Raw genomic sequence first — 18323 nt, forward strand, 5'->3', positions numbered from 1 at the left:
TACCCTTCACTTCAGATTCATCATCAGCACCAACATCCCACTGATTAGCGCAACACACGATGGCAGCAACACAAAGTGCCGTAATGTTTTATGCCAGATCATGACCGATGTCAGCAGTAACCCAGTGACGATAATCCCTTTCCAGATCACCATAGGCAGATCGACAAAGGCCAGCGTGGCGATAATCATCGCCGGCAGTAATATCCCCCACCCACTCCCTAATGCTTTGCTTAACATAGTCTGTCCCGCACACTGATAATGATAACCAATATCATATGGTAATATTTCTCATTTGTCAGCACGGGCGGGAGTAAAATCCCTTGCGATCGGTTTTATCTATAGTTAGGATTGGCAATCATTATCATTTAGATTTTTATCCAATCCGCTTATGGCCATACAGTCCGCACAAGCCGTTGAAAATATTCTCTGGCGCGCACCTCTCCCTACCGGGAGGTCGGCGCTTGCGGATGCGTTGCACAACACCATCGCCCAGACGCGTGAACATCTGCTGGAGTTCATTAAACTGGATGAAGCTCCCCCGCACAGCAGTATGACGCTGGCGCAGTGGCGCCGTCCGGTTGAGCTGCAATCGCTGCTGGCTGCCTATTCGGATCACATCTACCGTAATCAACCCAGCCTGACGCGCGAAAACAAGCCGCTCCTCTCTTTGTGGGCGCAGTGGTATGTCGGACTGATGGTGCCGCCGCTGATGTTAGCGCTGCTTGCGCAGGATACGGCGCTGGATGTCTCTCCCGAACATTTCCATGTGGAATTCCATGAAACCGGGCGTGCCGCCTGCTTCTGGATCGACGTCCATGAGGATAAGCAGACGTCGCGGCTTTCAGCTCAGCAGCGAATGGAAGTGTTGATTACGCGGGCGCTGGTTCCGGTCATTGAGGCGCTGGAAGAGACCGGGCAGATAAACGCGAAACTCATCTGGAGCAATACCGGTTACCTGATCAACTGGTATCTGAATGAGATGAAACCGCTGCTGGGGGAAGAGAAAATTGACGCACTGCGTCACGCCTGTTTCATGGACCGCTCGCTTTCTGATGGCAGCGATAACCCCCTTTTCCGCACCGTTGTTCTGCGCGACGGTTTGCTGGTGCGCCGTACATGCTGTCAGCGTAACCGCCTGCCCGATGTGCAGCAGTGCGGCGATTGCACGCTGAAGTAGGTTTTTGAGGGCGGATGCCCTTCCCCACGGCCCCGCAACGAAATCGATGCTTCGCACTGCGCTCACCTCCTGACCGCCTGCCTGCGGTCGGCTCAACTCGACATCCCTGTCTCGCTTCGCCTCTGGCCGCCATCCATGGCGTCCAGCCCTTGTCATCCGGTCTCCGGTTCGCCGATTTCAGCGGGGAGTCAACACCCGTGCACCGGTCAGGCCGCAGAGGAACCGGCATAAAGCAGAGATGCCTTAGTGAACGGAACGATTCCACCGTGCTTAACCGATCGGCATTATAACCTCAGTTGCCGGTTTGCTTTTACCTAAGCCACCTGCTGGCTCTCCTCTTCCGCGCGCTGCGCCTCTTCAGCCTCCTGCGCGAGAAGCTGTTTCTCGTACACCTTGAAGAACGGGTAATAAATAATGGCAGAAACCAGCGCCAGCAGTATCACCAGTACGGCGGCCCTGAAATCCCAGCCCAGTGCCCATGCCGCGCCAACCGGAGCCGGGGCCGTCCAGGGGACCACCGATATCACGCGTCCAATCAGATCCAGTTTCATTGCCGCCCATGCCAGTACCGCATTGACCATAGGTGCCAGCAGGAAGGGGATAAAGAAAACGGGGTTCATTACGATAGGGGTGCCAAAGATCACCGGTTCGTTAATGTTGAAGATACTTGGCACCACGCTCAGACGCCCAATAGAGCGTAAATGCGCAGACCGGCTACGTAAGTAGCAGAAGACCAGCCCCATGGTTGCGCCCGAGCCGCCAATCACGATAAAGAAGGTCCAGAACGCCTCCATAAAGATGTGCGGCAGCGGTGCGCTCTGTGCCAGCGCCGTCTGGTTCATCCCGAGGTTAGTGAGCCAGAACATCTGCAGCATGCCAGAGACGATGGCAGCCCCATGGATCCCTGCAAACCAGAGCAGGTGCCCAATCAGCACCGCCAGCAGAATAGCTGGCAGAGAATCGGCAGCCGACACCAGCGGTTTGAAGATAGCCATAATGGCCTGCGGGATGAGCATATCGAACTGCGACTGAATAAACAGGCTCAGCGGATAGAGGGTTAGCACCACCACCAGGACGGGAATCAGCAGATCGAAGGAGTTTTTGATCATTGGCGGCACCTGGTCAGGCAGGCGAATACCAATGTTGTGCGCTTTCAGGAAACGCATCATCTCCACGCAGTAAATCGCGACAAGGATGGCCGTAAAAATCCCCGTCCCGCCGAGGCTGTCTACCGGCATCGCCCCTTTCGTTTTAGGCGCGGCGATGAGTAAAAACGCCATTAAGGAGAGCATGGCGCACATGAACGGGTCAAGCTGATGCGAGTTAACGTAATGCTTGCCCAGGTTGTAGGCAATGGCCGCGCAGATGTAAATGGACATAATGCCCATGGTCATATCAAACGGGGTCAGGATTTGGCCTTCAAACTGTTTTGCCATATCAAGCCAGGCGCGGGCAAAGCCCCAGGTGGTATCTGGCGAGAATGGCGGATAGGCAAACACCAGCAGGAACGAACCCACAATCATAAACGGCATGGCTGAGATAAAGCCGTCGCGGATGGCCATAACGTGGCGTTGGGCAGAGATACGCCCGGCAACAGGACTGACATAATTTTCGACAAAACGGAATATCAGGTTAAACGCAGCATGGTTGGCAGACATAACGGCTCTCCTGTCACAGGTTCGTTTCGGGCGCCTGCGCGCCGCACGGTGTTCCATAAACCACTTTCACCACCTTGCTGGTTCGTCTACCAGCGGTACTGCTCAAACGGATAGGTTTCATAGTCGACTCTTATTATTGGATACAGGGGGAGTTACGTATTCAGTATTAATCTCTGCATACGGCAACTGCAACCGGTTACTGTAACCGGTTTCCGTGAATGTGAAGGCGATCCAGAAATCACTGATACGGGATTTTTGTTACTTAAGGGATATTTACAGAGCATAATTTGATATGAAAGATTACGCAGACTATTTCGCAGGAGAAAACAATGAGTTTGCAGTCTGTAAGGCAATTTTTTGCCGACAATGCCCCGGACATTGAAGTCATCGAGCTCAGCCAGAGTACCGCTACCGTTGCGCTGGCTGCGGCGGCACACAACGTTGCCCCCGGCCAGATCGCCAAAACCCTTTCACTAAAGGTTAAAAACGAGGTGATTTTAGTGGTGGCAAAAGGTGACGCCCGCCTGGATAACAAAAAATTAAAAGAGGCCTTTGGCGCCAAAGCACGCATGCTCAGCAGCGACGAAGTCGTGACCGTAACCGGCCATCCTGTAGGCGGCGTTTGCCCTTTTGGGCTGGAAAATCCGCTGGCAGTCTACTGCGATGTCTCTCTGCGGGAGTTTGAAGAGGTGTTACCCGCTGCGGGGGCCATTCACAGTGCCGTTCGCATTTCACCGGAGAGAATGGCCACGCTGACGGATGCCACCTGGGTGGACGTCTGTCAGTAAGCAGGGCGCCAGAGAAACCTCTGGCGTCATGTTCAGGAGTGATAAAGCATAAAGTTTTGTGGATTACGACGATCCGGCATCGGGAAGTGGCTCAGGATGTCGGCAGCATTCAGCAATCCCATGTCGGAGTGAACACCCAACTTAACCATGGCGTTAAACTTATGTGCGCGAATGGTTTTGATATTGCGATCCAGACGCGTGGCAATCTCCGGGATTGAATATCCGCTGGACATAAATTGCAGAATGGCGCGCTCTGTCGGGCTCAGTAAGCGTCCACGATGCAGGTTCCAGTGATTATGAATACTGTCACTGCTCCGCCGCGTTTCGCTTAACAGCGCACCTAACTGCTCCTGTAACGCTTTGACCGATTCCGATTTAATCACAATACCGTGCAAATGCGACGGGGAGAGATGGTTTATAAGACTGGCCTCTTTGGTATCAGACGCCAGAACAATACGCTGAATATGGCTATGATTGGCGGCCAGCGACTTTAAACATTCCAGACAATAACGGCGCTCATTTCGCGAATCGGAAAGCGAATAGATAAGTGCTGAAAATGGAATAGTCTCAAGTGCTTCATTAAATTGCGCAATATCGCTGAAAATAGAGGGATGATAATTTTTAAGAGTCGGGCTGGAAAACAGATGTTCCAGACCAACGGCACTCATTGTGCACTTTTCGACGATAGCGATAGGTCTCTTAACGGCGCTCTTTTCCATTCGTCCTGTTCTCCATAGGCTGAAAAAAGATTCAGCTCTTTCATTCCCTTGTTACTGTTAATCCACGCGTACATTTCGGCATTACTGCGTAATGACAGTCGCCTCATGGCGCTATTTTTTTGGGCACTGACCGTTTTGTTGCTTTTTTTAAGCAAGGCGGCAATTTGATTTATGCCCCAGCCTTTTCCAAGCAGGCGTAACACCTTGCGTTCAGAGTGAGTCAACATCACCTCATCCCGACTTTCGTCGAGTTCCTCCAGCTCCGGTTTTAGCAGCGTCTGGCTAATGCGTTCTGCACTCTGGCTTCCGCCACGAATGGCGTTAATCACGCCCTCAATGGGCTCGATATCTGAAAGCAATGAACTCTCTGGTCGTAACAGAAGCTCTACCGCACAGGGATAGACCCGGCGTGAAACTAAAAATATCCAGTGAATATCACGGTAATGATTCTGCAAAGAATAATATTCTTCGCAAATTCGACGCGGGTTACGTTGATCCCCGGAGATATCGGCAATAACAACATTCGCCCGACGTAATTGAAGAAGTGTAAGCTCTTCCTGAGAGCGGCAATAGGAAACTTCATAATCAGGCAAATTACGTGAGATAATACAACCTAAGCCCGTTTGCATTACCGGTAATTTACTGATAATAATTGCGTGCTGACAACTTATTGGCGTCATTTTTGTTTTGAGTCCTTTCCTGACGTTGATCAAACGCCGTTATCTTTATCGCATCCTCGATAAAGTAGTGCATCCTGTTTTTATACACCGCAAAAGTCGCTTACAATATCGCACACCCTGCCGAATTTGATAATGTACTATCACTGATCATTTTAAAAAGGTGAAGTTAGAAATTCTAAATATAACAAAAAGCGGAATGGATAGATTAATCATATAAAAATCCAGAATTAATAACGCCATTAATAACGCGAAAAATAAAATACCGATAGCCGAAAGTTTGATCTGCCTCAGCACCGGCGTTACAGCGATGTGTTGTAAAAGTAACCATTACGGGCTTTCAGGCATCACCATCGTCAGGGTAATCCATGCAGGTAGATCAGTCATCGCAGCGCGCAACGACGCGGCTGTGTATTCAGTGCGGTCTGTTTTTATTACAGCACGGTGCGGAAAGCACGCTTGTTGAGGAGTTATCCACCCGCCTGGGGCTGGCGCTGGGCATGGACAGCGTCGAAAGCGCCATCTCCTCCAATGCCATTGTGCTGACCACTATCAAAGAGGGCCACTGCCTCACCTCTACGCGCAAAAATCACGATCGCGGAATTAACATGCACGTGGTGACCGAGGTACAACATATCGTCATCATGGCCGAGCACAAGCTGCTGGATGGCAAAGATGTTGAAAAGCGCTTTAACCAAATTAAACCACTCCGCTACCCCCGTTGGCTGGTAGTGCTGATGGTGGGGCTCTCCTGCGCCTGTTTCTGCGTGCTCAATAAAGGCGGCTGGGACGGGGCTGCCATTACCTTTGCCGCCAGCGCGCTGGCGATGTATGTGCGTCAGGTCCTTACCCACCGACAGATTCACCCGCAGATCAACTTCTGCATCACCGCCTTTGTGGCAACAACCGTCTCCGGCCTGCTGCTGCGGCTACCCGGCTTCGCCAGTACGCCCACTATCGCGATGGCCGCCAGCGTGCTTCTGCTGGTGCCTGGCTTTCCGCTGATCAACGCCGTGGCCGACATGTTCAAAGGCCATATCAATACCGGCCTTGCCCGTTGGGCTATCGCCAGCTTACTCACGCTTGCCACCTGTATTGGCGTCGTGACGGCCATGACCTTATGGGGGCTTCGCGGATGGGCGTAATCACGTTTTTACTGGCATTAGTGCAGGACATGCTGCTGGCGGCAATTCCGGCAGTGGGCTTTGCCATGGTCTTTAACGTTCCCCAGCGTGCGCTGGCCTGGTGCGCCTTACTGGGGGCTATCGGGCATGGTTCACGAATGGTGATGATGACAGCCGGACTCAATATTGAATGGGCAACCTTTATCGCCGCGATTCTGGTCGGCAGCATTGGCATCCAGTGGTCGCGCTGGTATCTGGCCCATCCGAAGGTGTTTACCGTCGCCGCGGTCATTCCGATGTTTCCCGGCATTTCGGCCTACACGGCGATGATCTCGGCGGTCAAAATTAGCCATCTCGGTTACAGCGAGCCCCAGATGATTATGCTGCTGACAAACTTCCTGAAGGCCTCCTCGATTGTCGGCGCGCTCTCCATTGGCCTGTCGATCCCCGGTTTGTGGTTATATCGAAAACGTCCTCGGGTATGAAATTTGTGTTCCCGGTCGGCCCCAGAGATAATCGCCTGACCCACCCGGCAATAAAAGGAAGCGATGTGGCATACCCTGACAGCGAAGCTGGCGAAATCACTGACGAATCCAGCCTGAAAGACAAAATTTTCCTCAGCGCCATCGCCCTGTTCGCCGAATACGGCCTGAACGGCGCGCGTATGGAGCAGATTGCCGAGAAGGCAGGTACCACCAAGCGCATGGTGGTTTACCATTATAAAAATAAAGAAAATCTCTATCTGCTGGTGCTGGAGTATGTCTATACCCAGATCCGCGCCAGTGAAAGACAGTTGAGCCTCGATGGCATGCCTCCCGTCGAAGCGCTGGTGCATCTGGTGGAGACCACCTTCGATTACCACGCCGATCACCCGGACTATATTCGCATCATCTGCATGGAGAATATGCAGCGTGGCCGCTTTATGCAGCAATCCAGCTATTTGCGGCAGGTCAACCGCAGCGCACTGGAGTTGCTGGAGGTCATCCTCACGCGCGGCAAAGCAAAACAGCTGTTTAACCAGAGCGTGGATGCCCGGGATCTGCACCGTTTGATCAGCAGTTTTAGCTTTCATTATGTGGCGAACAGTTACACCTTTACCCTACTCTTTGAAGAGGGGGCAGACGAGCAGGCCCAACGACAGCACTACCGTAAGATGGCGGTACAGGTCGCCCTGCGTTACACCTGCCCATAAAATCGCTTGCAATTAAATTGCGCACTACCTATATTGAAGACATGAAAACGACACCCACTGATAACACCGCTGCGCTGTTGCTGGATAACCAGCTCTGTTTCGCCCTCTATTCGGCGAACCTGGCGCTGAACAAGCTCTATCGGCAACTGCTGGCGCCGCTTAATCTCACCTACCCGCAATATCTGGTGATGCTGGTGTTGTGGGAGCAGGATGACATTACCGTGTCGGATATTGGTGAACGTCTCTTTCTGGATTCAGCCACCTTAACGCCGCTGTTAAAGCGTCTTGAGGTTGCGGGCTTAATCGTTCGCCAGCGTTCGCGCCAGGATGAGCGTCAGGTGGCCGTCACCCTTACTGAAGCAGGTACTGCCCTGCAACAGCAGGCGCTGGGTATTCCCAATGCTGTAGGCTGCGCAGCCCAGTGTGATGTCGACACGCTGTCCGTCCTGAAACAGCAGCTTGAACAATTACGTCATCAGCTTCACCGCGCGTGAAGCTATAGTTTATATGTTTGCCACACGTAACTAAATCGCTCGCTATTAAATAGCAAGCAAAACACAAGATAAGGAACCTGCCATGTCTTTAGAAAAAGTTGTCTACACCGCCAAAGCGACCGCTACCGGAGGCCGTGACGGCCGTGCTACCTCTTCCGATGGCGTTCTGGATGTTAAACTGGGCGTACCCAAAGAGATGGGCGGCGCGGGCGGCGAAGCCACCAACCCAGAGCAGCTGTTTGCTGCGGGTTACTCCGCCTGCTTCCTCGGTGCCATGAAGTTTGTTGCGGGTCGTGACAAAATCAGCATGCCGAAAGAGGCCTTTATTGAAGGCGAAGTGGGTATCGGTCCGCTGCCGACCGGTTTCGGGATTGAAGCCAAACTGAACATTCACCTGCCAGGTATGGATCAGGCAGAAGCGAAAAAACTGGTCGATGCGGCCCACATTGTCTGCCCTTACTCCAACGCAACGCGCGGCAACATTGATGTGACTCTCAACATCATCGCGTAATCCGCTGGCTGCCCTTATCCTCTGGATAAGGGCACATTCATCCCCCCTTCTCTCTGTGCTACTATGTGCTGCAATCACGCCCGCAGTAATCCAGTTGAGAAAGTGCTATGTCCTCCAGAATCCTGACAACCCGCGTCACTGGCCTTGATGCCCTCACGCACGATCCTCGTGGCGTGCTGGCCAATGCCGAAGGCGGCGCCATCGCGGTCTTTGTCGATAATGCGCCTGCTTTTTACGCCATTACCCCGGAACGTCTGGCGCAGTTGTTGGAAACCGAAGCGCGGGTTGCCCGCCCGGCCAGCGATGTCACCCTGGATACGCAATTTTTCGAAGAACCTACCAGCGCCCCGGTCGCCGTACCGATGGGCAAATTTGCCATGTATGCCGGCTGGCAGCCGGATCCCGATTTTCAGCGTCAGGCGGCCTTGTGGGGCATTGCCCTCACCCAACCCGTCACGCCGGAAGAGCTGGCGGCGTTTACAGCTTACTGGCAGGCTGAAGGCAAAGTTTTTCACCATATTCAATGGCAACAAAAACTGGCGCGCAGCGTACAGATCAACCGCGCCAGTAATGGCGGCCAGGCCAGACGCGATATCAATTCATTTTCAGAACCGGATAAACAGATCCCCCACGGATTCCGAGGTGCCAAATGAAAGAGTTCGGCGAACTGATGAAACGCCTGCAGAAGATCATGCCGGCGAACGTGAAACCGGCGTTTACCACCGGCGAAGAGCTTCTGGCGTGGCAAAAAGAGCAAGGTGAGATCCGCGCCGCGGCGCTGGCCCGCGAAAACCGGGCCATGAAAATGCAGCGCACCTTTAACCGCTCCGGCATTCGCCCGCTGCATCAGAACTGCTCGTTTGAAAACTACAAGGTAGAGAGCCAGGGGCAACTCGCGGCGCTAACGCAGGCGCGTCAGTACGTGGAAGAGTTCGACGGGAATATCGCGAGCTTTATCTTTAGCGGCAAACCCGGCACCGGCAAAAATCATCTTGCTGCGGCCATCTGCAACGAGTTGCTGCTGCGCGGTAAGTCGGTGCTGATCATCACCGTAGCCGATATTATGTCGGCAATGAAAGACACCTTCAGCAATCGCGAAACCAGTGAAGAGCAGTTACTCAACGATCTGAGCAACGTCGACCTGCTGGTCATTGATGAAATTGGCGTCCAGACCGAATCCCGTTATGAGAAAGTGATCATCAACCAGATTGTCGATCGCCGCTCCTCCTCCAAGCGCCCCACCGGCATGCTGACCAACCACAACATCGATGAGATGACCCGTCTGCTGGGTGAACGCGTTATGGATCGCATGAAGCTCGGCAACAGCCTGTACGTGATATTTGACTGGGAGAGTTACCGTAGCCGTGTCACCGGGAAGGAGTATTAAGAAATCTACCCGGGAAGTGTCTGGCCGTGGGGTTTATACTGGCCCCACTTCCGCCCCAACTCTTTGAGTAAGTCTTATGAAAACAGCATTTCTTCTCAGCGCCGTATTAAGCGCCACGTTAGTTCTGGGTTCCGCCCACGCCGCATCCTGGCAGGATTCGCTCTCCAGTGCCGCCAGCGAACTTTCCAAAAGCAGCGGTTCAGAAAGCGGCGGCCTCTCAGCCGGTACCCTGACCGGCCTGCTGGGCAACAGTAACCAGAGCCTGAGCGCGGGTACCATGAACAACGCCGCCGGGATCCTGGAGTATTGTGCGAAACAGAAACTGGCGTCGGTCACCGACACGCAGAATATTAAAAACCAGGTTCTGGGTAAGCTGGGTCTGGATACGCAAGAACAAAAAGAAGATACCAATTTTATGGACGGTATTCAGGGTCTACTGAATGCACAGAATGGTCAGCAGCTGAACCTGAACACGCTGGGCGACTCCGCGCTGGGTAAAAAGGTCAAAACCAAAGCCTGCGATTTAGTATTGAAGCAGGGACTTAACTTCCTCTCCTGATCCTCCCCCTTTTTGACGACTTCACGCCGCGATTAACAGCTTACGTTCACCTCGCGGCGTGCACGCTTTATTTCCCCTGCCTGACATTGCCTGAGCCCCCGTATCGAGGGATGAGACGGCGCTCAAAGTTTGCAATATCTAAACCAAATCCTAACAACAGCACAATTTGATGACACTAGAATTGCAGCTACATGGCATCGCAATTACATTGTATTACCCAAAAAATAGACAGTTGGTTTGTTAACCCGCGGCTGCAATCGTTGAGGATAAGCTGTTGTCAGAGTTACTTTCTTTTACCCTGTTTCTCGCTTCGGTAATGGTTTATGCCTGGAAAGCGGGTCGCAACACCTGGTGGTTTATTGCCACGCTGCTGGTGCTGGGGCTTTTTGTTGTTTTAAATATTACCCTGTACGCCAGCGATTACTTTACTGGCGATGGCATTAACGATGCCGTTCTTTATACCCTGACCAATAGTCTTACAGGCGCGGGAGTTAGTAAGTACATACTTCCCGGTATCGGGATCGCTACCACGCTGGTCCTGGTGTTTGGTCTGTTGGGCTGGGTGTTGCGCCGTCGTCGCCACCATCCGCACCATCTTGGCTATAGTCTGCTGGCGCTGATACTGGCATTGGGCTCTGTGGATGCCAGCCCGGCATTTAATCAGATTACCGAGCTGGTAAAATCCCAGTCTCGCGACGGTGACCCCGATTTTGCCGCCTGGTACAAAGAGCCCGCGAAAACCATCCCCAACCCCAAACTGAACCTCGTTTATATCTATGGTGAAAGCCTGGAGCGCACCTACTTTGACAACGACGCCTTCCCGAATCTGGCGCCGGAGTTAGGGGCGATCAAAAATGAAGGGATTGATTTCAGCCATACTGCTCAGCTGCCGGGTACCGATTACACCATTGCGGGCATGGTGGCCTCCCAGTGCGGTATCCCGCTGTTCGCCCCGTTTGAGGGCAATGCCTCGGCCTCGGTGTCGAGTTTCTTCCCGCAAAATATCTGCCTGGGCGACATCCTGAAAAACTCCGGCTATGAGAACTATTTTATGCAGGGCGCCAACCTGCGCTTTGCCGGGAAAGATGTCTTTTTGAAATCTCACGGTTTCGACCATCTCTACGGGGCCGAGGAGTTAAAAACCACCGTCGCCGACCCGAGCTATCGCAACGACTGGGGCTTTTACGATGATACGGTCCTGGACGAGACCTGGAAAAAATTCGAAGCGCTGTCCAGGTCCGGTAAGCGTTTCTCGCTATTCGCCCTGACGGTGGATACCCATCACCCGGATGGCTTTATCTCCCGCACCTGCCAGCGCAAGAGCTATGCCATTGATGGCAAACCGAACCAGTCGTTTAGTGCCGTTGGCTGTAGCCAGGAGCACATTGCAGCGCTGATCGAGAAAATCAAAGCCTCGCCGTACTTTAAAAACACGGTGATTGTGGTCTCTTCCGATCATCTGGCGATGAAAAATACCGCCTGGGACGAGCTGAATAAACAAGATCGCAGCAATCTGTTCTTCGTGCTGCGCGGCGATAAGCCGCAGCAGGAGACGCTCGCCGTGAAGCGCAACACCATGGATAACGGCGCCACGGTGCTGGATATTCTCGGCGGCGATAACTTCATCGGTCTGGGCCGCAGCAGTCTGTCAGGGCAATCCTTGTCAGAAATTTTCCTCAATATGAAAGAGAAAGTGCTGGCCTGGAAACCGGATGTCATCCGCCTGTGGAACTTCCCGAAAGAGCTAAAAGCGTTCACCGTCGATAGCGATAAAAATATGATGGCCTTCTCTGGCAGCCATTTCCGCCTGCCGCTGCTGCTGCGCGTTTCGGATAAGCGCGTCGAGCCGCTGCCAGAGAGCGAATACTCCGCACCGCTACGCTACCAGCTGGCAGATTTTGCTCCGCGCGATAACTTCGTCTGGGTCGATCGCTGTTACAAGATGGGCCAGCTCTGGTCACAGCCGCTGGCGCTCTCTACCGACTGGTGCGTCTCCCAGGGCCAGTTGGGCAGTGAGCAGAACATTCAGCGTGTGGACAAGCCTCAGTGGCAGGGTAAAACAGCGTTCAAGGATACGGTCATCAGCACCGATCGCTATAACCGCAACGTCGAGATGCTGAAGGTGGCCGATAACGACATTCGCTACAAAGCCGACAGCTTTGTCTTTAACGTCGCCGGTGCGCCAGAAGAGGTGAAGCAGTTCAGCGGCATCTCGCGTCCGGAATCCTGGGGCCGCTGGTCTAACGCCCAACTGGGCGACGAAGTGAAGATTGAATATAACCAGCCCCTGCCGGCGAAGTTTGACCTGGTCATCACCGCCAAGGCCTTTGGCCCCAATGCCAATCGCCCTATCCCGGTGAGGATTGGCCAGAGCGAGCAGACCCTGAAGCTCGGCAACGAGGTGACCACCACCACGCTGCATTTCGACAACCCTTCTCGCAGCAGCACCCTGGTCATTGTACCGCCGGATCCGCAGTCCACTAACGAGGGCAATATCCTCGGTCACTCTCCGCGCCAGTTGGGGATTGGAATGGTGGAGATCAAAATCGTCAACGCCGAAGGCTAACCGCAGGAGAGGGCTGCCTCTCCTGCGCGGCAATAAAAAAACAGCGCCCAACACCACCCCGGGCGCTGTATGGCAAGACGTTAAAAGGCAATCACCCCTTTAATCAGCTGACGATTATTGATCACCCCCGGTTCGTAACTCTCTGCCAGCTCGTGAAAAGCGTAGCGGTGCGTCAACATCATGTCTGCGCTCAGCTTGCCCTCCGCCATCAGCCTGCCGACCTTTGCAAAATCCTCTGCGGTGGCATTCCGGCTGCCCATCAGGGTGGTCTCTTTCTTGTGAAATTCGGGATCCGAAAAACAGAGATCGCCCTTAAACAGGCCGACAAAAACAATGCTCCCCCCGTGACGAATCAAGTTCACGCTGTTGTTCATGGCGTGCGGGTTGCCGGTAGCGTCGATCACCGTCTGCGCCAGCGCCCTGTCAAAGTGCGCCCGTAGCTGGTCGGTAAAGTCCGCCGCCGCAGGGTCAACCGTCGACAGGCCAAGAGATCCGGCAACATGTTCACGCCTGGAAATGCTGGTATCCGCAACGACCACCCGGGCGCCATCCGCATGGGCAATCGCCGCCGCCCCCAGCCCAATGGGCCCGGCCCCTACCACCAGCACCGCATCGCCGGGCTGTACGGCCGCACGGCGGACCGCATGGGCGCTGATGGCGAAAGGCTCAATCAACGCCGCCGCTTCGGGGTCGATACCCTCTGCCAGCAGCAAATTAGTAACGGGCACGGCGAGATACTCGCAGAAGCCGCCATCCTGATGCACGCCAATGACCGAAATCGCCTCGCAGCAGTTGGTCCTGCCGCTCAGGCAGGCGGGACAGCGCTGACAAGCCACATAGGGGATCACCGCCACCTGTTGCCCCGGGCGCAGCGTACGAATATTTTCCCCCACGCTAATGATCTCGCCACATATTTCATGGCCTAACACCCGGGGGTAATTAAAAAAGGGTTGATTCCCACCCCAGGCGTGAATATCGGTACCACAAATCCCGACGTTTTTTATTTTTATTAGCGCTTCGTTTTCGCCCGCTACGGGAATGTCTCGCTGCGCCCAAATAAGTTTTTTTGGTTCCTGACATACCAGCGTATTCATTGTTGCCATTTTTCTGCCTCCCGTTTTTTTGTGGATTCAGATATTGATGAAAATAAGAAATAACGGGCAGGCAAAAAGCTGAAATGTGAAATCACGCGCATAAAGCCGTTTTAAATAGGGTTTTAATGCCCTCCACCGGCAAAAGGAGCCCGTATGAGCCGCTCACAAAATTTGCGTCATAACGTGATCAATCAAGTCATCGACGATATGTCACGGGGGCATATTCCCTCGCCGCTGCCGTCGCAAAGCGCGCTGGCGGAGATGTATAACATCAGCCGCACCACCGTTCGCCACATCCAGTCTCACCTGTGCACCCGCGGCGTACTGGCCCAGGTGAACCATGACTATGTGATTATCCGTCAGCCCACCAGCGAGGATGGCTTCACCTGCGACGCGGCCCCGCTGGCCGAGCAAAACCGATTATTTGAGCAGGCGTTTTTTTCAATGATTAACCAGCGCCAGCTGCGCGCAGGCGAATCCTTTTCCGAGCTGCAACTTGCTCGCGCCGCCGGGGTCAGCCCTGTGGTAGTGAGGGAGTACTTACTTAAGTTCAGCCGCTACAACCTGATTGAGAGCGACAAACGCGGCCAGTGGAGTATGAAGCAGTTCGACCAGTCCTATGCCGAGCAGCTGTTTGAACTGCGCGAGATGCTGGAAACCCACGCCCTGCAGCACTTTCTGAACCTGCCAGACAACGATCCGCGCTGGCTACAGGCGAAAACCCTGCTGGAGGAGCACCGCGCCCTGCGCGACAGTATTGGCGACAGTTTTCGCACGTTTTCCCTGCTGGATCGCGACTTTCACTCGCTGCTGCTCAGCGCCGCCAATAACATCTTTTTCAACCAGTCGCTGGAGATCATCTCCGTGATCTTCCATTTCCACTACCAGTGGGATGAAAGCGACCTCAAACAGCGCAACATCATCGCCATTGACGAGCACATGACCATTCTCAGCGCGCTTATCTGCCGCAATGATCTGGATGCCAACCTGGCGTTGCGTAACCACCTCTCCACCGCAAAACAGTCCATGATCCGCTCCCTGCAACAGAGCGCGACGGTCTTTTATTAAGTACCGATTAAAAACGACAAACTATTAAGGGCAGCACGCTTCCGATAAAAGGCCCGCGCGAGAAAAAAAAGGCTGCCTATGCTCACGAGAAGTCGACCTGGTGTTATTTCCCGTGAGTGACAGTGAATTTAAATTTACATCACTTGTCGTTATCAATATTCCTCTTATTTATAAAAAAAGAGAAATAATCAAAAATATTTCAGGAGTCAGGTGTGGAAAAAAACAATATTACTCTCGACCCGCAAACCACCTTCGACAAAGAAAAAACGCGGGATATTCCCGTGCCGCCGGTGGGTGCCGTAGCGCGTTCTCCGCGTATTAAACGCATTCAGACGACCGCCATGCTGTTATTATTTTTTGCGGCGGTGATTAACTACCTTGACCGCAGCTCGCTGTCGGTGGCAAACCTCACCATTCGCGAAGAGCTGGGGCTAAACGCGACCGAAATCGGCGCCCTGCTCTCCATTTTCTCGCTGGCCTACGGTATCGCACAGTTACCCTGCGGCCCGCTGCTGGACCGCAAGGGCCCACGGCTTATGCTGGGGATAGGGATGTTTTTCTGGTCGCTCTTCCAGGCGCTCTCCGGCATGGTGCAGAACTTTACCCAGTTTGTGCTGGTACGCATCGGGATGGGGATTGGCGAAGCGCCCATGAACCCCTGCGGCGTTAAAGTGATTAACGACTGGTTTAACATCAACGAGCGTGGCCGCCCTATGGGCATCTTCAATGCCGCATCCACTATCGGCGTGGCCATGAGCCCACCTATCCTGGCCGCGATGATGCTGGTCATGGGCTGGCGCGGTATGTTTATCACTATCGGCGTGCTGGGGATTTTCCTCGCCATCGGCTGGTACATGCTCTATCGCAACCGTGAAGAGTTATCGCTGAGCGGCCAGGAAGAGGCTTACCTGAACGCGGGCAGTGTCAACGCCCGGCGCGATCCGCTCACTTTCGCTGAGTGGCGGAGCCTGTTCCGCAACCGCACCATGTGGGGGATGATGCTCGGCTTCAGCGGCATCAACTATACCGCCTGGCTCTACCTCGCCTGGCTGCCAGGTTACCTGCAAACGGCTTATAACCTCGATCTGAAAAGCACCGGTCTGATGGCGGCCATTCCGTTTATCTTTGGGGCGGCAGGGATGTTAACTAACGGCTTCGCCACCGACTGGCTGGTCAAGCGGGGGATGGCGCCGGTGCGGAGCCGTAAAATCAGTATTGTTATCGGTATGCTCTGCTCAGCGGCCTTTACCTTTGTGGTACCGCAGGCAACCACACCGATGAGTGCTGTTTTGTTGATTGGGATGGCGCTGTTCTGCATCCACTTTGCGGGTACATCGTGCTGGGGATTGATTCATGTCGCCGTCGCTTCGCGCATGACGGCCTCGGTAGGTAGCATTCAAAACTTTGCCAGCTTTATCTGTGCGTCCTTTGCGCCCATCGTGACCGGATTTATCGTGGATACGACCCACTCCTTCCGCCTGGCACTTATCATCTGCGGCTGCGTCACCGCACTGGGGGCGCTGGCCTATATCTTCCTGGTTCGCAAACCGATCGACGATCCTCGTCAGGCGTAAGTCAGAAATACGCGCCCCGGAACGGGGCGCGTGGTTTATCAGAAGGTTTCCCAGTTGTCGCCAGCATCAGCGGTTGCGGTTTTACGCGCCATCGCCGGGGCAGCAACAGGTTTCAGCGACGCGTTAGCGCGCGCTTTCTGCTGCTCCTGCTGAATGCGGAAGACCGCTACGGCCTGCGTCAGACGGCTCGCCTGCTCTTCCAGCGCGGCGGCGGCGGCGGCGGACTCCTCCACCAGCGAGGCGTTCTGCTGAGTCACGCGATCCATCTCCGCAACGGCCAGACCTACCTGGTCGATACCGCGGCTCTGCTCATCAGAGGCCGAAGCAATTTCGCCCATGATGTCCGTAACGCGGGTCACGGCATTAACGATTTCACCCATGGTTTCACCGGCGCTCTCTACCAGGGTAGAGCCCAGATCCACGCGGCTCACGGAGTCTTCAATCAGACTCTTAATCTCACGCGCGGCCTGAGCACTGCGCTGAGCCAGGTTACGTACTTCGCCAGCAACAACCGCAAAACCACGACCCTGCTCGCCCGCACGCGCCGCTTCAACGGCGGCGTTGAGCGCCAGGATGTTAGTCTGGAAGGCAATGCCGTCGATCACGCTAATGATGTCGGCAATTTTTTGCGAACTGCCGGCAATATCACGCATGGTCTGCACCACGTTATCCACCACTTTGCCGCCTTTCTGCGCGGTTTCAGAGGCGCTTAATGCCAGATGGCTCGCCTGACGGGCGTTCTCGGCGTTCTGCTTCACGGTGGCGGTCAGCTCTTCCATGCTGGCGGCGGTCTCTTCCAGAGAAGCGGCCTGCTGTTCAGTACGGGAAGAGAGATCGTTGTTACCCATGGAGATTTCGCTCGCGCCGCTGTAAATCGCGTTCGCGCCATTACGCACGTCGCCGACGGTACGCACCAGCTCACCCTGCATATGACGCAGCGTTTCAGCCAGCTGACCCATCTCGTTAGTCCCTTCCACATCGATGCGCTTCACCAGATCGCCGCTGGCGATATGACGAATGCTGTCGATCAGACGGTTCATCGGAGAGATCAGGGCCTGACGGATACCCAGCCACACGCCAACAATCACCACCAACACCGCAACCAGAATGCTAATCAGCACCCAAATCGCCTGGCTGTAAGAGCTGTTGCTGTCATCCACCGCAGTCTGATACAGCTTGTCGTTCTGCTGCAGGTAGTTAACGTACTCTTTCTCGAAAGCGTCCTGATAACCCTGAGTCGGCTGGTCAAAGAATTCGTTAATTTTACCCGCGCCCAGCAGCTGGATCAGCTCGGCCAGTGCGCCATGATAGATATCGTAGTTACGTTTAATTTCCAGCGCTGCGGCGTCGTTCTGACGCGGGTCGCGCGGCAGAGCTTCGTAGTCAGCCCAGCTTTTTTCCGCCTGCTTCAGGGAAGCCGCAGCAATCTGCATCAGATCGTTAACGGTCGCACCGCTGCCGATATTATTCTGATCCATCATGTAGCGGATACCCGCACGGTTCAGGGTATTACGGGTTTGCAGCAACGCGACCCAACTGCCGTTAAGCGTGGATTGTTGCTGACGAATGGTTTGCAGAACGGTGAAGTTTTCTTTGTCATGCTTCAGGGCATTAAAGAAAAGACCACCGGATGTGAGTTGTAAAAGGCCAAAAATAGCTAACACTATCAACAAGCTAGTAACAATCTTAATACGATTTAACATTTTTTCTCTTTCCACCAGACAGATAACAGAAT

Annotated in this window: 19 protein-coding genes; 13 read left to right on the top strand and 6 right to left on the bottom strand. The window is 54.1% G+C overall.

Going from position 1 to position 18323, the window contains the following annotated elements; genetic code table 11:
• Nucleotides 1-6 precede the first annotated feature (6 nt).
• Complete coding sequence (locus tag B3511_RS15820; RefSeq protein ID WP_286783757.1) at nt 7-237, bottom strand: DUF1435 domain-containing protein; 231 nt, start codon at nt 235-237, stop codon at nt 7-9.
• Between the two features lie 151 nt (nt 238-388).
• Between B3511_RS15820 and fhuF the strand changes: the two genes are divergently transcribed.
• Entirely contained in the window at nt 389-1177 is a 789-nt protein-coding gene (fhuF, locus tag B3511_RS15825) for a siderophore-iron reductase FhuF (protein ID WP_212478236.1), read from the top strand.
• Between the two features lie 314 nt (nt 1178-1491).
• On the opposite strand, the gene B3511_RS15830 is transcribed toward fhuF, so the two are convergent.
• Complete coding sequence (locus tag B3511_RS15830) at nt 1492-2835, bottom strand: PTS sugar transporter subunit IIC (RefSeq protein ID WP_040077289.1); 1344 nt, start codon at nt 2833-2835, stop codon at nt 1492-1494.
• 329 nt (nt 2836-3164) lie between these two features.
• Between B3511_RS15830 and B3511_RS15835 the strand changes: the two genes are divergently transcribed.
• Nucleotides 3165-3623: a YbaK/EbsC family protein gene (locus B3511_RS15835; RefSeq protein ID WP_046886515.1), complete on the top strand. Its 459-nt coding sequence runs from the start codon at nt 3165-3167 to the stop codon at nt 3621-3623.
• Between the two features lie 32 nt (nt 3624-3655).
• Here the strand turns inward: B3511_RS15835 and bglJ are convergent, their stop codons facing one another.
• Nucleotides 3656-4291 (bottom strand): DNA-binding transcriptional activator BglJ, encoded by a 636-nt coding sequence (gene bglJ, locus B3511_RS15840; RefSeq protein WP_040077290.1) that lies wholly within the window; start codon nt 4289-4291, stop codon nt 3656-3658.
• Nucleotides 4288-5022: a helix-turn-helix transcriptional regulator gene (locus B3511_RS15845; protein WP_040077291.1), complete on the bottom strand. Its 735-nt coding sequence runs from the start codon at nt 5020-5022 to the stop codon at nt 4288-4290. The genes bglJ and B3511_RS15845 overlap by 4 nt, the downstream gene beginning before the upstream one ends.
• Nucleotides 5023-5387: 365 nt before the next feature.
• On the opposite strand from B3511_RS15845, the gene B3511_RS15850 reads away from it, so the two are divergent.
• The 9 genes from B3511_RS15850 (at nt 5388) to opgB (ending at nt 12852) form a co-directional block, all read left to right on the top strand.
• Nucleotides 5388-6164: a threonine/serine ThrE exporter family protein gene (locus B3511_RS15850; protein WP_046886512.1), complete on the top strand. Its 777-nt coding sequence runs from the start codon at nt 5388-5390 to the stop codon at nt 6162-6164.
• Nucleotides 6155-6628: a threonine/serine exporter gene (locus B3511_RS15855; RefSeq protein WP_286783758.1), complete on the top strand. Its 474-nt coding sequence runs from the start codon at nt 6155-6157 to the stop codon at nt 6626-6628. The genes B3511_RS15850 and B3511_RS15855 overlap by 10 nt, the downstream gene beginning before the upstream one ends.
• Before the next feature lie 65 nt (nt 6629-6693).
• Complete coding sequence (locus B3511_RS15860; protein ID WP_286783759.1) at nt 6694-7335, top strand: TetR family transcriptional regulator; 642 nt, start codon at nt 6694-6696, stop codon at nt 7333-7335.
• 41 nt (nt 7336-7376) lie between these two features.
• Complete coding sequence (locus B3511_RS15865) at nt 7377-7829, top strand: MarR family winged helix-turn-helix transcriptional regulator (RefSeq protein WP_046886510.1); 453 nt, start codon at nt 7377-7379, stop codon at nt 7827-7829.
• Nucleotides 7830-7911: 82 nt separating this feature from the next.
• Nucleotides 7912-8340: an organic hydroperoxide resistance protein gene (locus tag B3511_RS15870; RefSeq protein WP_040077297.1), complete on the top strand. Its 429-nt coding sequence runs from the start codon at nt 7912-7914 to the stop codon at nt 8338-8340.
• 107 nt (nt 8341-8447) lie between these two features.
• Nucleotides 8448-8993, top strand: coding sequence for a primosomal protein DnaT (gene dnaT, locus B3511_RS15875; RefSeq protein ID WP_046886509.1), 546 nt, complete (start codon nt 8448-8450; stop codon nt 8991-8993).
• Nucleotides 8990-9727, top strand: a complete 738-nt coding sequence (dnaC, locus tag B3511_RS15880; protein ID WP_040077299.1) for a DNA replication protein DnaC — start codon at nt 8990-8992, stop codon at nt 9725-9727. Before dnaT ends, dnaC begins: the two co-directional genes overlap by 4 nt.
• A 76-nt stretch (nt 9728-9803) precedes the next feature.
• Nucleotides 9804-10286, top strand: a complete 483-nt coding sequence (locus tag B3511_RS15885) for a DUF2501 domain-containing protein (protein ID WP_286783760.1) — start codon at nt 9804-9806, stop codon at nt 10284-10286.
• A 274-nt stretch (nt 10287-10560) separates the two neighbouring features.
• A complete protein-coding gene (gene opgB, locus B3511_RS15890; protein WP_286783761.1) occupies nt 10561-12852 on the top strand; it encodes a phosphatidylglycerol--membrane-oligosaccharide glycerophosphotransferase in 2292 nt (763 codons plus the stop codon).
• Between the two features lie 80 nt (nt 12853-12932).
• On the opposite strand, the gene B3511_RS15895 is transcribed toward opgB, so the two are convergent.
• Nucleotides 12933-13955 carry a zinc-binding alcohol dehydrogenase family protein gene (locus B3511_RS15895; protein WP_286783762.1) on the bottom strand — a complete coding sequence of 341 codons (1023 nt, stop codon included), beginning with the start codon at nt 13953-13955 and terminating at the stop codon, nt 12933-12935.
• 144 nt (nt 13956-14099) lie between these two features.
• Between B3511_RS15895 and B3511_RS15900 the strand changes: the two genes are divergently transcribed.
• Both B3511_RS15900 and B3511_RS15905 read left to right on the top strand, forming a co-directional pair.
• Nucleotides 14100-15014: a GntR family transcriptional regulator gene (locus B3511_RS15900; protein WP_046886505.1), complete on the top strand. Its 915-nt coding sequence runs from the start codon at nt 14100-14102 to the stop codon at nt 15012-15014.
• A 212-nt stretch (nt 15015-15226) separates the two neighbouring features.
• Nucleotides 15227-16588 (top strand): MFS transporter, encoded by a 1362-nt coding sequence (locus tag B3511_RS15905; protein ID WP_212478244.1) that lies wholly within the window; start codon nt 15227-15229, stop codon nt 16586-16588.
• A 38-nt stretch (nt 16589-16626) separates the two neighbouring features.
• On the opposite strand, the gene tsr is transcribed toward B3511_RS15905, so the two are convergent.
• A complete protein-coding gene (gene tsr, locus B3511_RS15910) occupies nt 16627-18291 on the bottom strand; it encodes a methyl-accepting chemotaxis protein (protein ID WP_286783763.1) in 1665 nt (554 codons plus the stop codon).
• Nucleotides 18292-18323 lie beyond the last annotated feature (32 nt).

The organism is Leclercia sp. UBA1284, from assembly GCF_002308415.1.
Lineage (GTDB): Bacteria > Pseudomonadota > Gammaproteobacteria > Enterobacterales > Enterobacteriaceae > Enterobacter > Enterobacter pneumoniae.